The sequence below is a fragment of the Streptomyces sp. NPDC057565 genome, assembly GCF_042801455.1.
GTDB lineage: Bacteria > Actinomycetota > Actinomycetes > Streptomycetales > Streptomycetaceae > Streptomyces > Streptomyces yanii.
This window is the reverse complement of sequence record NZ_JBHVFU010000004.1, coordinates 276688-290647: the sequence shown is the minus strand read 5'-3', so window position 1 is coordinate 290647 and position 13960 is coordinate 276688. Positions and strand designations below refer to the sequence as shown.

Annotated in this window: 12 protein-coding genes; 5 read left to right on the top strand and 7 right to left on the bottom strand. The window is 70.4% G+C overall.

Annotation, left to right across the window (positions count from 1 at the left end):
- Window positions 1-45: 45 nt before the first annotated feature.
- The 3 genes from ACFU8W_RS11345 to pepN all read right to left on the bottom strand — a co-directional run bounded on the left by ACFU8W_RS11345 (window position 46) and on the right by pepN (window position 7328).
- Window positions 46-3345 (bottom strand): S8 family serine peptidase, encoded by a 3300-nt coding sequence (locus ACFU8W_RS11345; protein ID WP_384034818.1) that lies wholly within the window; start codon window positions 3343-3345, stop codon window positions 46-48.
- 170 nt (window positions 3346-3515) lie between these two features.
- On the bottom strand, window positions 3516-4550 hold the full coding sequence (locus tag ACFU8W_RS11340) for a hypothetical protein (RefSeq protein ID WP_384034816.1): 1035 nt from the start codon (window positions 4548-4550) through the stop codon (window positions 3516-3518).
- A gap of 156 nt (window positions 4551-4706) precedes the next feature.
- Window positions 4707-7328 carry an aminopeptidase N gene (pepN, locus tag ACFU8W_RS11335; protein WP_384034813.1) on the bottom strand — a complete coding sequence of 874 codons (2622 nt, stop codon included), beginning with the start codon at window positions 7326-7328 and terminating at the stop codon, window positions 4707-4709.
- A gap of 131 nt (window positions 7329-7459) precedes the next feature.
- On the opposite strand from pepN, the gene ACFU8W_RS11330 reads away from it, so the two are divergent.
- Window positions 7460-8110 (top strand): DsbA family protein, encoded by a 651-nt coding sequence (locus ACFU8W_RS11330; RefSeq protein WP_384034810.1) that lies wholly within the window; start codon window positions 7460-7462, stop codon window positions 8108-8110.
- 50 nt (window positions 8111-8160) lie between these two features.
- Here ACFU8W_RS11330 and ACFU8W_RS11325 read toward each other — a convergent pair whose 3' ends face one another.
- On the bottom strand, window positions 8161-8685 hold the full coding sequence (locus ACFU8W_RS11325; RefSeq protein WP_384034807.1) for a DUF4240 domain-containing protein: 525 nt from the start codon (window positions 8683-8685) through the stop codon (window positions 8161-8163).
- An 87-nt stretch (window positions 8686-8772) separates the two neighbouring features.
- On the opposite strand from ACFU8W_RS11325, the gene ACFU8W_RS11320 reads away from it, so the two are divergent.
- On the top strand, window positions 8773-9231 hold the full coding sequence (locus ACFU8W_RS11320; RefSeq protein ID WP_345518235.1) for a GNAT family N-acetyltransferase: 459 nt from the start codon (window positions 8773-8775) through the stop codon (window positions 9229-9231).
- Here ACFU8W_RS11320 and ACFU8W_RS11315 read toward each other — a convergent pair.
- The gene (locus tag ACFU8W_RS11315; RefSeq protein ID WP_384034803.1) at window positions 9218-10426 is read right to left on the bottom strand and encodes an MFS transporter; all 1209 of its coding nucleotides are present in this window, start codon (window positions 10424-10426) and stop codon (window positions 9218-9220) included. The genes ACFU8W_RS11320 and ACFU8W_RS11315 overlap by 14 nt on opposite strands.
- 61 nt (window positions 10427-10487) lie before the next feature.
- Here ACFU8W_RS11315 and ACFU8W_RS11310 point away from each other — a divergent pair, with 61 nt between their 5' ends.
- Entirely contained in the window at window positions 10488-11549 is a 1062-nt protein-coding gene (locus tag ACFU8W_RS11310; protein WP_384034800.1) for an ArsR/SmtB family transcription factor, read from the top strand.
- A gap of 31 nt (window positions 11550-11580) precedes the next feature.
- Entirely contained in the window at window positions 11581-12276 is a 696-nt protein-coding gene (locus ACFU8W_RS11305; RefSeq protein ID WP_384034797.1) for a hypothetical protein, read from the top strand.
- Here ACFU8W_RS11305 and ACFU8W_RS11300 read toward each other — a convergent pair.
- Entirely contained in the window at window positions 12266-13105 is an 840-nt protein-coding gene (locus ACFU8W_RS11300) for an MOSC domain-containing protein (RefSeq protein WP_384034794.1), read from the bottom strand. The genes ACFU8W_RS11305 and ACFU8W_RS11300 overlap by 11 nt on opposite strands.
- On the bottom strand, window positions 13102-13752 hold the full coding sequence (locus ACFU8W_RS11295; protein WP_345518241.1) for a CatB-related O-acetyltransferase: 651 nt from the start codon (window positions 13750-13752) through the stop codon (window positions 13102-13104). Before ACFU8W_RS11295 ends, ACFU8W_RS11300 begins: the two co-directional genes overlap by 4 nt.
- On the opposite strand from ACFU8W_RS11295, the gene ACFU8W_RS11290 reads away from it, so the two are divergent.
- Complete coding sequence (locus ACFU8W_RS11290) at window positions 13751-13897, top strand: hypothetical protein (protein WP_384034791.1); 147 nt, start codon at window positions 13751-13753, stop codon at window positions 13895-13897. The two genes, ACFU8W_RS11295 and ACFU8W_RS11290, sit on opposite strands and share 2 nt — an antisense overlap.
- Window positions 13898-13960: the final 63 nt, after the last annotated feature.

Below are 13960 nucleotides of genomic sequence, written 5' to 3'. Positions count from 1 at the left end.
CCCCGCGGGCGCCCGCCCTCTCTCGGTATCACCGCACAGCAACCGTTACGGCGTGACCTTCTCGATCACGACGCTACCGGTGCCCGCAGCGGTGCCGCGGCTGTTCACCAGCTGGACCTCGCCGAAGAACTGACGTCCCTCGGGAGCCGCACCGGCGACCACGACCTCGGCGCCGACCTGCGCCGAGGCGCCGTTGGCCAGGTTCACGGCCTTCGACTCGTCCACCTTGAGCGTGCCGAGCGACGGGGCGTAGTACACGTCGCGGTAGTTGTACGTGGTGGTCCCGGCCGGGACCGAGTACCCGTCGACGATGACCGTGTACGTACCCGCGGCGGGCTTCGCCACGCTGACCGCCTCTTCCGAGCCCGCGCTCGTGGAGGCGCCGACCTCGTTGCCGGCCGCGTCGAGGACGTACAGGTCCAGGTCGGCGTTGGCGTCCGAGGTGCCGCCGATGGCGACGTCCAGCTTCTCGACGCCCGCACCGATGGTGACCGTGGTGACCTGCTCGTCGCCCGTCTTGATCGACGGGGTGGTGACCTTGGCCGAGCCAAGCGAGCCGCCCTTGAGCTTGCCCTCCAGGTCGCCCGCACTGTTGGTGACGGTCCAGTTCACCGCGGTCGGCGTGCCGATCTTCGCCTCCGGCAGCGTCTGCACGGCCGGGTCGAAGGAGGCGCCGAGCAGGGAGACGTCGAGCTTGAACGGGTTGTCCAGCAGCGGCGACGTACGCCGTGACTCGACCTCGATCTCCCAGACACCGGGCTGCGGGTCGGCGTACGAGCGCACGTCGGGGCGGCAGGTGTTGGCCGGGTTGTCGTAGTTCGGGTAGCAGAACGGCGTTCCGCTGTTCTCCATCTGCACCCCGTACGGGTGGATGGAGATGAACCGGGTCTGGCTGCCCGAACGCAGGGCGCTCATCGCGACCTCAAGGGTCTTGGCGCCCTCCGGCACGTTCACGAAGTACGACGTGGTGCCGTTGCGCTGCACCGAGCCGGACGCCGTGAACGCGTAGGCGGGCTTCACCAGGTCCTTGGCGACGACGACCGTGGCGAGGATCTGCTGGTCCACACCGGAGGTCTTCGCGTCATCGACCTGCAGGATCGCGCTGTGCACGCCCGCGCTGCCCGGCTTCGCCTGGACCTTGACGGTCACCGGCTTGCCCAGCGGCAGGGAGACGGTGCTGCTGCCGGTCAGGGTGAAGGTGCCGTCGTTGTTCTTCCAGGACAGCTTGTGCGCGACGGCCTTGTCCGGGCCCGTGGTGCGGGTGACCGTGACGTCGTACGACTTCGTCTGGCCGGCCTTGAGGCCGCCCTCGCGGTCGTACAGGCCGGTACCGAAGCCGGGGGTCTTCAGCGCGAAGTCGATCGCCGTGTCGACCGGGGCCTTCACGGAGTACTCGTGCGCCGGGGCGCCCTGCTTCGCGATCAGCTCCCAGGCGTCGACGATGTTGATCAGACCGGCACCCTGGGCGTGCGCGGGCACACCCTCGATGTGCGTGGCGCTGCTGGTCAGCGCGGTGCGCAGGTCGGCCGGGGGCAGCTCGATGTGCTTCTGCTTCGCGGCGGACAGCAGCAGCGCGGTCGCACCGGCGGCCTGCGGCGAGGCCATCGAGGTGCCCTGCAGCATGGAGTATCCGGCCGGGAGCGAGTAGCCCGCCTCCTTGACCGGGCCACCGGGCAGCCAGGTCTGGGTGGAGTTGATGGAGGCGCCGGGCGCGCTCAGGGTCGGCGTGAAGCCGCCGTCCTCACGCGGACCGCGCGAGGAGAACGGCATCATGTCGTACTTCTTGGTGACGTTCGAGCCGTAGTTGGCGGCCCAGGTCTCCTTGGAGACGGACGCGCCGACGGAGATGACGTGGTCGGCGAGGCCGGGGTCACCGATGGTGTTCACGCCCGGGCCGTCGTTGCCGGCCGAGATGACCAGCTGGACGCCGTACGTGTCGATGAGCCGCTTGTACAGCACCGCGCGGGCGTTGCTGCCGTCGTTGAGCGGCGGCAGGCCACCGATCGACATGTTGACGACATCGACACCGCGGTTCACGACGAGGTCGGTCATGCCCTCCATGAGCGCGATGTTGGTGCAGCCGCCGGACCACGTGCAGGCGCGCGAGGAGACGATCTTCGCGCCGGGCGCGGCGCCGTTCATCTTGCCGCCGAACAGCCCGTTGGCGGCGGTGATGCCGGCGACGTGGGTGCCGTGCTCGCTCTCGATGACACCGATGTTGACGTAGTCGGACGTGTTGCCGGCCGCGTTGTAGACCACGTTCTTGCGGGTCTCGACGACGAACGGGATGCGCTCGACGACCTCGGTCCGCGGGTCGTCCGTGCCGAAGTAGGAGACCTGGTGCTTCTCCTTGTACGGCTTCATGACGGCGTCGTTCGAGAAGTCCGCGTCGTTGTTCAGGTCGACGCGGACGGTGCCGGCGACCGGGTCGTAGAGCACGGCCCACGTGTCGGTGGTGTCACCGTCACGGTTGAGGTCACCCGCCATGTCGCCGCCGCGGGTGGCGGACTCGGCGAACACCTTGATCTTGTACGAGCCCTCGGGCGCCGAGTAGGTACGGCCCTCGTAGGTGAACGTCGGGCCGGACACGGCGTCCGCCATCTTCAGCCAGGTACCGTCGCCGTCCCTGACCGGGTCGGTGGCCGTCACCCAGTCGACGATCTTGCGCTCGCCGGTGGTGGTCTTCTGGAGCGCCGGGTGACCGAGGTCGACACCCGAGTCCAGGATGCCGATGGTCACGCCGCGGCCGTCGGCCTTCGGGTGCTCCTTCACGAAGTCGACCGCACCCGTCTCGAAGGACGGGTTGTACGGGTTCTTCGCCGGCGTTTTGCTGCTGGGCGCCGGGTAGGTGCCCGTGGACGCCGTCTCCGCCCCTGCGGCCCGGTCGCCCGAGGGCGTCGGGTCGTCGAGCATGATCTCCTGCTTGAGATCGATGCCCTGGACGGATGTCAGCTTCGAGGCAGCCTTGATGGTCGCCTCGGCGGTCGCGGTCGGTACGGTCGCGCGGACGTAGCCGAGCTTGTCGTACGTGCGTTCCACCACGGACCCCTTGACGGCGTCCAACTTCTCGGTGACCTGCTCGGTCGCACCGGGGGTGGTGGCGACCATCATGGTGACGTTCTTCTCGCCCTTGGCCTGCGCCTTGGTCAGAAGATCGGCGTCGGCCGCACCGAGCTTGTCGCTGTCGGCGGCTGCCTTTACGGGGGCGGTGGCCGGGTCGTCGGCGGCGAAGACCGGGGCGGCACCGGAGGCGGCCAGTGCGGCCACCAGACCGGCAGCGGCCGCGACTCGGGCCACGCGTCTCGCCCCGGATATGGAACTGGGGGATTCGGAGGTCATCAGCATCCCTGTATGTGTCAAAGAGAAAGTCCGGAATTCGGTACCGGATGACCGCTCAGCCTTTCGTAAATGGCAGGGGTTTGTGGAGGGTTGGGGTGGGCGAGTTGCCGCCGTGGCGTACTTCCGCCAATGGGGCTGATGCGTCATGAGGGATGAACCTGGTGATAACTCCCGTATCACCGGGGCAGGATGACCACATGCGCTGCGGGGTCGCGGTCGGCGGCCGCCATCAGTGCGGTACGCACCACGGTCGCCAGCTGCTCCGGTGTTTCATGGAGTCTCTTCGGTGTGAGGTGGACGACGGTGACTCCGAGCCGCTCCAACTGCTCCCGCTTGACGGTGTATGCGGACCACTCCGCGTCGTGCTCGGCCTGGAGCCGGTCGTCGTCGAGCGCGCTGTGCCTGGGTGTCCTGGTGTCGAGCTCGACGGCGACCGCCTCGTTCGGCCAGTAGGCGTCCACCGCGCCCAGATGCGGCCCGCCCGGCAGTCTGAGGTCCACGTTCCACAACGGCTCCGGCAGGTCGTACGTCCGCACCATCTCGTACAACCGGCACTCCGCCGGCGTCCGCCCCTCGGCGAGCAACGAGTCCACGGCGTGCAGGACATAGGCCCGGCCCAGGAGCTTGGCGCGGCTCAACTCCCTTACCACTGCAGCCGGCTCGCAATGCCCGGCGCGGACCGCCTCGGTGAGCAGGCTGCGTGCGGTGGAGGCGTCCCCGATCCCGGCGACCGCGTCCGCGAGCGCCCGTGCCACGGGGGCCACCGGCAGCCCGGCGAGCCGGACCGGGCTGGGCAGTTCGGCCGTCCGCACCACATGCGCGTACCGGGCGGACCGCGGTCGCCGGGTGCGGGGCACCAGAACGTCGATCCGGTCGAGCGAGCCCAGCGGCGGCGCGGCGGAGAAACCGTGCAGGGTGAGCGCGGCGAGCCCGGTGACCATGCCTTCGCCGTGCCCGGTCTCCGTCGCGCCGCGCCGCCGTCCGGCGTACAGCAGGGCGGACCGCAGTCGCTCCTCGCCGTTGGGCGGCCCCGGGTGCAGCACGTAGACACCGGGCAGCGGCTGCTGCCACGGACCACCGTCCCGGCACTGGGCGGCGGCGCGGGCGGGGGATACCCCGTGAGCCTTCAACTCCTCGACGGAGAGCACGCGTTGCTCTACGTGGGCGGGGAGGCGAATGGGGTGCGAGGAGAGCGGGGCGTTCTGGGTCATGTTCCGGGGTATGCCGCACGCGGTCGTGCGGCTAACCCCTGTTACACGCCCGTCGACGATTCAGGACAAGTCCGTCCTGAAGTACGGGAGTTCGACAACCGAAAAGGCACGATCCCGCCCCCGATGTCCCCGCCCCCCGTCCGGCGCGGGGCACGCTCAGAACCGGCCGCCGGCCCCCGCGTCACATGCCTGCGCCCGCAACGCCCGAGCCAGATCGTCCCGGGCCTCCAGCACCAGCCGCCGCAGCGCGGGCGCCGCGTCCGCGTGCGCCTCCAGCCACGCATCCGTGGCCGCCAGTGTCGGCTCGTCGTCCTGCAGCGCCGGGAACAGCCCCCTCACCACAGCCATTCCGATCTGGATCGACCGCTCGGCCCACACCCGCTCGATCGCCTCGAAGTACTGAGCCGTGTACGGCGCCAGCAACTCCCGCTGCGACGGCTGCTCGAACCCCGCGATCGTCGCCTCCACCAGTGCGTTGGACAGCGCGTCGGACTCCACCACCGCCGCCCACGCCTGCGCCTTGACCGCCGCCGAGGGCCGGGAGGCCAGGCACCGCACCTGGTGCCGCTTGCCGGACGCCGTGTCGTCCCGGGCCAGTTCGGCATTGATCACCGACTCGTCGGCGACCCCGTGTGCGGCCAGCGGGGACAGGAACGCCCACCGCAGCTCCTGGTCGACCTCAAGACCGTCGATCCGCGCGGATGCCCCCAGCAGCGAGGACAGCAGCTGGAAGTCCGCGTCCGAGTCCGCGACCGTCGCGAAGAACCGCGCCCACGCCAGCTGATGCTCGCTCCCCGGCTCGGCGATCCGCAGCTGCCGCAGCGCGCCTGCGGCCAGCGCCCGGCCGCCCTCCTCGCGCCACCCGGGGGCGGCATAGTGGACGAGCGCGGTCCGGGTCCAGGTGTGCAGCATCTGCAGGACGCCGATGTCGGACTCCTGGCCGGAGAAGTCCAGCACGAGCGAGATGAAGTCGCGGGCCGGCATCAGCCCGTCCCGCGTCAGGTTCCACAGCGCGGACCAGCACAGCGCCCGCGCCAGCGGGTCGGTGATGTCACCGAGATGGGCGCGCAGCGTGTCGAGGGAGGCCTCGTCGAAGCGGACCTTGCAGTACGTGAGGTCGTCGTCGTTGACCAGGATCAGATCGGGCCGCTCGGCCCCGGCCAGCGCCTCGACCACCGTGCGCGCCCCCGCCACGTCCACCTCGGCGCGCGCGTACCGCACCACGGCGCCGTCGGTCCTGCGCCGGTACAGGCCGACCGCGACCCGGTGCGGCCGCAGCTCCGGGTGCGACTCGACCGCCTCCTGGAGCACCGCCAGCTCCGTCACCCGGTCCGCCGCGTCGTACGTCACCACCGGCGTCAGCGAGTTCACGCCCGCCGTCTGCAGCCACGACCGCGACCAGGTGACCATGTCCCGCCCGGACGTCTCGGCCAGCACCGACAGCAGGTCGCCCAGCTGTGTGTTCCCGTACGCGTGCTTCTTGAAGTAGCGCCGGGCGCCCTCCAGGAACGCGTCCCGCCCCGCGTACGCCACCAGCTGCTTCAGTACGGAGGCGCCCTTGGCATAGGTGATGCCGTCGAAGTTCAGCTTGGCGTCCTCCAGGTCACGGATGTCGGCCGTGATCGGGTGCGTGGACGGCAGCTGGTCGGCCCGGTACGCCCAGGACTTGCGGTTGTTGGCGAAGGTGATCCAGCCGTCCTTGAAGCGGGTCGACTCCACCATGGAGAAGGCGCCCATGAAGTCGGCGAACGACTCCTTCAGCCACAGGTCGTCCCACCACTGCATGGTGACGAGGTCGCCGAACCACATGTGCGCCATCTCGTGCAGGATGACGTTGGCGCGGCTCTCGTACGACGCCTGTGTCACCTTGCCGCGGAAGATGTACTCCTCGCGGAACGTGACACAGCCCGGGTTCTCCATCGCGCCGAGGTTGTACTCGGGCACGAACGCCTGGTCGTACTTGCCGAACGGGTACGGGTAGTCGAAGTTGTCGTGGAAGAAGTCCAGGCCCTGCTTGGTGACGAGGAAGATGTCGTCCGCGTCGAAGTGCCGGGCGAGCCCCTTGCGGCAGAGGGCGCCGAGCGGGATGTCCAGCGTCGTGCCGTCGTCGAACGTACGGCTGTAGGAGTCCGTCACGTAGTGGTACGGGCCGGCGACGACCGCCGTGATGTACGTGGAGATCGGCTTCGTCTCGGCGAACCGCCAGACCCCGCCGTCCCGGGACTCCTCCGCCCCGTTGCTCCAGACCGTCCAGGCCTCGGGCGCCGTCACCTCGAAGCGGTAGGGGGCCTTCAGGTCGGGCTGCTCGAAGTTCGCGAAGACGCGCCGCGCGTCGGCGGGCTCGTACTGCGTGTAGAGGTAGACCTCGCCGTCCTCCGGGTCGACGAACCGGTGCATGCCTTCGCCGGTCCGGCTGTACGCGCACTGCGCGTCGACCACCAGGACGTTCTCGCCCTCCGGCAGGTCATTCAGCGCCACCCGCGTCCCGTCGAAGACGACCGCGGGGTCGAGCGCCTGCCCGTTCAGGGTCACCGACGTCACGCTCGGCGCCAGCAGGTCGGCGAAGGTCGACGCCCCCTCCCGCGCGGAGCGGAACCGGATCGTGGTCACCGAGCGGAAGGTCCGCGGACCGGCCGGCTGCTCCCCGCCGCCGTCCACGGCGTCGCCGCCGGCCTCGTCGATCGCGGAACGCACGTCGAGCACGACGTCGTATCCGTCGACGGTCAGCAGTTCGGCCCGCTCGTGGGCCTCGTCGCGGGACAGGTTCTGACCGGGCACAGGTGCACTCCTTTGTGTCACGTTCGAATGCTTTGATCCTCCCACGCGCGTTCCGGCCCCGGTCGCCGGGAATGACGGGGACGTTCTGCGGTGTTCTCGCGCACAGATGCGATTGCCTCGTGAGGAGAGACATGTCTGAGAACAGCGCGGTGGACGGCAGGACCCCCGCCGATTTCTGGTTCGACCCGCTCTGCCCCTGGGCCTGGATGACCTCCCGCTGGATGCTGGAGGTGGAGAAGGTCCGCGATGTCGAGGTCCGCTGGCACGTGATGAGCCTTGCCGTCCTCAACGAGGACAAGCTCGACGAGCTGCCGGAGGAGTACCGCGACATGCTGGAGACGAAGGCGTGGGGCCCGGTCCGCGTCGTCATCGCCGCCCAGCAGAAGCACGGCGACGACATCGTCGGCCCGCTGTACACCGCGCTCGGCACCCGCTTCCACAACCAGGGCGAGGGCCCCACCCGCGAGGCGATCGTGGGGGCGCTGGGGGACGTCGGCCTGCCGGTCGACCTCGCGGAGTACGCCGACTCGGACGCGTACGACGCCGAGCTGCGCGCCTCCCACAAGGAGGGCATCGACAAGGTCGGCCAGGACGTCGGCACGCCGGTCATCGCCGTGCCCGGCTCCGACGGCGAGCAGATCGCCTTCTTCGGCCCGGTCGTCACCCCCGCCCCGAAGGGTGAGGACGCGGCGAAGCTGTGGGACGGCACGCTGCTGGTGGCGTCGATCCCCGGCTTCTACGAGATCAAGCGGACCCGGACCCAGGGCCCGATCTTCGACTGATTCACCCGGTGCGGTGCGGGCTCCGGCCGCCGTCCGGACCCCGCACCGCTTCACGCGTACAGCTTCGGCAGCCGCAGCGCCACCCGCTCCGCGTCGTCGAAGCTGAAGTCCCACTCCGGGTCCAGGGCGGGGTAGTCGATGGTGAACGAGTGCTCGGGCATGCTCTGACCGGTCGTCACCGAGTGCGCGTCCCAGGCGACCCCGAGCATCTCCTCGCACTCGAGGTCGATGCCCGCGGCCGCAGCCTCTTGGACCGGCGGAAGCTCGGCGAGTGTGTCCGGATCGGCAACGACCCGCTCGAACACCTCCCGCCCCTGCGCGATCAGCCAGCCCCGGAAGTAGTCGAACCCGTCGTCGGAACAGCCTCCGTTGATCGTGTACGCCGCAGCCCAGAGCGGAGCCCGGTAGGAGGCGGCCATCAGATCCCAGAGCACTTGCTGCGCGGCGAGGATCTCGTCCCGTGGCCGGGCGGCCAGCAGCGCGGAGGCCCGCTCGACGACGGCCTCCGCATCCTCCGGGTCGCCGACCCGGGCGCGGGCGTCGTCGATCAGGTTCCAGAAGTCCGTGGTGTCCATGCGGTGCAGCATGCCCGAGGCGTCTGACAGTCTCGGATGCGGCGAGCTGCCGAGGGCGGCGGGAAGAGGGAAGGGGAGCGGGCGGACATGGACGTACGACCGGCACGCAGGTCCGAGGCCGAGGCGCTGACCGAGCTGGCCCTGGCATCGAAGGGTCACTGGGGTTACGACGAGGCGTTCCTCGCCGCCTGCCGCGACGAACTCACCATGCACCCCGCCGACATCGACCGCCGCCGCACCGCCGTCGCCGAGGAGGACGGCCGCGTCCTGGGCTTCACCACTGTGGACGGCACCCCGCCCGAAGGCGCCCTCGGCATGATGTTCGTCGCCCCGGACGCGTTGGGCCGCGGCATCGGCCGGCTCCTGTTCGAGCACACCATGACGGAGGCCCGCCGCCTCGGCTTCGTATGCCTCACCATCGACGCCGACCCTCACGCGGAGCCGTTCTACCTCGCGATGGGCGCGGTACGGATCGGGGCGACCCCGTCGGGGTCCATCCCCGGCCGCGAGCTGCCGCTGCTGGAGTACGTCCTCACGTCGAGCTGACTCCTTGCCGGGGGACGGGGCCTCCTTCGACCGGCTCGGGGGTCCGCCGCCCGGCCGCGGCCAGGGCCAGGGTGACCGCGAGCGAGGCTCCCGCCATCACGGTCATCGCCGTCCCCGGTGAGGTCCGCTGGGCGACGGCGCCCGCGAGTGCGGCCGCGACGCCCTGCATGGTGAGCATGCCGGAGGAGTGCAGTCCGAGGGCCTGACCGGTGATCTCGTCCGGGGTCAGGGCCATCAGCCGCTCCTGGAGCAGCAGACTCGCCGAGAACCCGACCGAGGCGAGCGCGGCCAGAGCGAATGCGAGCGGCAGCGCCGGACGCGCGGCGAAGAACAGATACGGGACCGCCAGGAGCAGCAGCATCGGCATGGCCAGCCGCCCCCGTCGGTGCTGTGCGACGAACCGGCCCGCCACGGTGTCCCCGATGAGCATCCCGAGCGCGGCACAGGCGAAGAGCAGCCCCGCGTGGTCAGGGGCGTACGGGACGAACAGCGACTCGCAGCCGACGACCAGCCCGTTCGGCACCCAGAGCGCGAGGTAGACCCGGCGGCGGGGCCCGGACGACCACAGAACGGCGTTGGTCCGCCACGTCTCGGCGACCGACGGCCGCCCCGCGGCGCGCGGCGGGCGGCGGGCCAGCCCGAACCGGGCGACGGCCGCACCGGTCAGATACAGAGCGGCCGCGACCAGCAGCGTGCCGCGCGCGGACAGCGTCGTCACCAGCAGACCACCGAGCGCGAACCCGCCGATCTGCATCAGGCCGACGCACATGTTGAGTACCGAACGCCCCAGCAGATAGCCGTCCTTGGACAGCACCTCATTGAGCAGCCCGTACCGCACCCCGCCTCCCACGGCGGCGACCACACCCTGGGTCAGGACGATCGCGAAGACGACCGCCAGCGGAAGCCCGGGGACGGCCAGGGTGGCGGTGGCCAGCCCGAAGGTGAGCGCCATGCCGGTCATCGCGGCCCGCGGCGGCAGCCGGTCAGCCGCCGACAGCAGCACGGTCGCTCCGATCACCTGGGCGAGCGAGGAGCCGAACATGGACAGGGCGGCGAGCAGCGGCGAGTCGGTCGCGGCGTAGACGAGGGTGCCGAGGGCCAGCCCGCTCATCGTCGACCCCGCGACGTGTAAGGCACTGGTCGCGAAGAGCGGCCGGAACTGCGGCGTGCGGAAGAGTTCCCGGTAGGTGCGCATGCAGGGAGTCTCGGAGGCGGCCCACGGCGGCCGTTAATGTTTCGCGGGGAGGCGAAACATCATGGGCCTGTGGCAGATCAACACGGACACGCTCGCGGGGAGCCGGTTCGTCGTCTCGCCGCTCGCCGAGGCCATCTCCGCCCTGAACGCACTGGAAAGAGGACGGGCCGAGCACCCCGGCGAACGGGCCTGGCTCGACGCCCATCTGCCCGACTACCGGGCCCGGCAGGCCGCTGATGCGGTCGCCGCCCGCCTCGTACCCGCGGCTCTCGGCGGGAGCTGGAACGCGGACTTCATCACCCCCACACCGACGGGCGAGGGCGCGCCGTCCTTCGAGGAGGAGCTGGCCCCCGTCCGGGCGACCACGTCCGAGCGCGCCCGAGCGGATCTGGTGGTGTCTCTCGGCAGCGCTCCGCTGCCGGCCCTCCTGGACCGCGACGACCTGGCGCAACGCGCCGCCGACGTCCTGCACTGGGTCTGGCACCGGACCGTACTGCCGGACTGGCCACGCCGCCGCCGGATCATCGAGGCGGACATCGTCGCGCGCACCGGACAGCTGAGCCACGGTGGCTGGGCCGCCGCCCTGAGCGGTCTGCGTCCGGGCATGCGGTGGCTCGGCGGGAGCCGGCTCCAGATCAACGCGCACGACTACCCGCCGAAGCAACTGTCCGGCGTGCGCCTGTTCTTCGTCCCGGTCACCCAACGCTCCGGCTGGGTCTCCTGGGACGACGACGCCGAGCGGTACGCCGTCGTCTACCCGTGTTCGGGCGCCCTGGCCGAGGCGGGGCGGGCGCGGGTGCCCGACAGCCTGGGCCGCCTGCTCGGCCCCGCACGGGCGACGGTCCTTGTTCTCCTCTCCAGCCCGAAGAGCACCACCCAGCTGGTGGCCCTGACCGGCCAGGGCCTGGGGTCGGTGGGCCGTCACCTCAAGGTGTTGCTGGACAGCGGCCTGGCCGACCGCCGAAGAGCCGGGCGGTCGGTCCTGTACTTCCGTACGGACGTGGGCGACGTGCTGGTGGAGGCCCAGCGGGAGGGGGAGAGGGGTGCGAACGTTCCCCTCGCCCGGGGCGGGCATGAGCTGCGGGGCGGAACATCGGAGCCACGCGGTGAAGAGCGGCTGTGACCATGCCGAACTCGCCGGAAAACACGTTGATGTGACGGCATATCAGGGGGAGGGGTCATGGCGGATCGGGGCAACGGGGGGTGTCCAGCGGCGGCGGGTGGTGGACCCGGCCGACCTGGGGCCCGTCCTCGCCCGCTACCGGGAACGCCCGACGGTGGGAAAGCTCGCCCTGGTCGTCGTCCCGGCGGTCGCCTTCCTGCTGTTCGGCGGCATACCCAGCTCCATGCCGGGCATCGGGCAGCTCATATTCGACATCATCTGCGTTCTGCTCTTCGTCTGGGGAATGTGCTGGCTGACGCGTTCCTTCGCCTCCTGGCTGATCCTGCACGACGGCGGAATCGTCTACCGGGGCCGGCGGAAGGTGCGATGGGCGCACCACTGGGAGGACTTCAACGACGTCGTCCTTTCTCGTGAGGTCACGCATCTCGGGTCGACTGTGCTCCGGCCGATCTCGGACAGGATCGTCGCGTCTCTGTGGACGGCGACCGGGCAGGGCGCCCGCCAGCTGTCCGGCAACTACTTCCTGGCCGATGCCGGCGCCGGCCTCCTGGGCACCTTTCTGCGCTCGCCGGGGAACCCGACGCCGATGTTCGGCCAGATCATCGACCGCGTCGCCGAGGCGCGTGTGCGGCACGACGTGCGCGAACTGGCCACCGAGGGCGGCGAGGTCCGGTACGGGGCGGCCGCGTTCATCGACGGGGTGAAGGCCGGGGCCTTCACCGGCTGAGCCACTCCGTGACCTCGACCGTGTCCCCGACGGTCACCAGGCCCTCGCGGACCACCGCGTTCTTCGCGCCGAAGCTCACCTTGTTCCTGTACTCCGGCTCGCGCCGGTACGTCGCAAGGGTCCGGACCGGTTCCGGGCCCGCGCGGCGGCCGGTGCGCTGGTCGACGAGCGGGACGTTGCACCGCATCGCCCGTACCGAATGGGCGAGTTCCACGGAACCGAGGATCATCCGGCGTGCCCGGTCCTCGAAGTGCGGTTCGTCGTTGCCGGTCAGGACGATGTTGGCGCGGAAGCGGTCCATCGGGACGGGTGCGGCGTCGCCGCGGGCGGTGATACGGGCGTTGAGGCCGTCCAGGGAGGCCGTCGAGGCGACCAGGACCGCGTGGGCGTCGGCGAAGTTGACCTTTCCGGGGGTCTCGCCCCAGCCGTCCCGGTCGAAGCCGGGGGCCACCCGTACCAGGCGGGACTTGGCTCCGAGCACGTCGGAGAACCATTCCGCGACCTCGTCCCCCTGGTCGGCGGCCGCGCCGAGCGGGCGGTCGAACATGCTGACCTCGCGGCGGGGGCCGTCTCGGTCGACCTTCAGGCGGAGCGGTTCGACGCCCTGGGCGGACAGCGCCAACGCCGCCCCGGCTTCCAGTACTTCGACCCCGATCGCGGCCATCGAGGAATGAGTGCGCTGGCTGCGGAAGGCGCCGTCCGCCGTGTCCACCACCATGAACGTCCGGTCGTGTTCGAGGCCGGTACCCAGGACCTGCGCGGAATCGACCGTGGTGCCGGCGCAGCCCTTGACCGGGTAGTAGGTGAGCTCTCGAACGGTGATCGTCACGATGTCCCCTCCGGGGCAGCCGCTTCGAGGTCATCGACGCTGCCGGACATGATGGTGCGGATGTGTCGGGTGAGGTGCTCGGGGGGCCAGTCCCACCAGGCGACGGCGAGAAGCCGGGCAATGGTTTTTTCGTCGTACCGGGTACGGATCAGCTTGGCCGGATTGCCGCCGACGATGCCGTAGTCGGGCACGTCACCGGTGACGACCGCGCCGGCGCCGATGATCGCGCCGTGCCCGATCCGTACGCCTGGCATCACCATGGAGTTGTAGCCGAACCAGACGTCGTTGCCGACGACCGTGTCACCCCGGCTCGGCAGACCGGTCAGCAGATCGAAGTGTTCGGCCCAGGAGCCGCCCATGGTGGGGAACGGGAAGGTGGAGGGGCCGTCCATCCGGTGGTTGGCGCCGTTCATGAGGAACCGCACTCCGGTCCCCAGCGCGCAGAACTTCCCGATGACGAGCTTCTCGGGGCCGTAGTGGTACAGCACGTTGCGGGTCTCGAAAGCGGTCGCGTCGTCGGGGTCGTCGTAGTACGAGTAGTCGCCGACCTCGATGAGTTCGGACTTCACCAGGGGCTTCAGCTGCACGACCCGGGGCTGGCCGGGCATCGGGTGCAGCACGGTGGGGTCGGCGGGAACGGAACTCATGGCGTTGATCATCGCATTCACCTCGCATGATTTACGTTCCTTTTGGGAACTCGCGCGTATTCGAGAGGGGTGCGGCGGGCTGATGGTGCTGCTCATCACCTACGGGCAGCAGCCGGGGCCGGGAGCGGGCGCCGGCGGGCGGTGACGTTCCGCATGACCAGGACGCTGTCCGGCGTCGCGGGGCCGGGCGGGAAGCGGTCCGGGTCGT

What these genes read in the sequence shown, in the direction of transcription:
- ACFU8W_RS11345 (WP_384034818.1), bottom strand. Translation starts at nt 3,345, where the DNA reads ATGCTGATGACCTCCGAATCCCCCAGTTCCATATCCGGGGCGAGACGC.
- ACFU8W_RS11340 (WP_384034816.1), bottom strand. Translation starts at nt 4,550, where the DNA reads ATGACCCAGAACGCCCCGCTCTCCTCGCACCCCATTCGCCTCCCCGCC.
- ACFU8W_RS11330 (WP_384034810.1), top strand. Translation starts at nt 7,460, where the DNA reads ATGTCTGAGAACAGCGCGGTGGACGGCAGGACCCCCGCCGATTTCTGG.
- ACFU8W_RS11325 (WP_384034807.1), bottom strand. Translation starts at nt 8,685, where the DNA reads ATGGACACCACGGACTTCTGGAACCTGATCGACGACGCCCGCGCCCGG.
- ACFU8W_RS11320 (WP_345518235.1), top strand. Translation starts at nt 8,773, where the DNA reads ATGGACGTACGACCGGCACGCAGGTCCGAGGCCGAGGCGCTGACCGAG.
- ACFU8W_RS11315 (WP_384034803.1), bottom strand. Translation starts at nt 10,426, where the DNA reads ATGCGCACCTACCGGGAACTCTTCCGCACGCCGCAGTTCCGGCCGCTC.
- ACFU8W_RS11310 (WP_384034800.1), top strand. Translation starts at nt 10,488, where the DNA reads ATGGGCCTGTGGCAGATCAACACGGACACGCTCGCGGGGAGCCGGTTC.
- ACFU8W_RS11290 (WP_384034791.1), top strand. Translation starts at nt 13,751, where the DNA reads ATGGCGTTGATCATCGCATTCACCTCGCATGATTTACGTTCCTTTTGG.
- ACFU8W_RS11295 (WP_345518241.1), bottom strand. Translation starts at nt 13,752, where the DNA reads ATGAGTTCCGTTCCCGCCGACCCCACCGTGCTGCACCCGATGCCCGGC.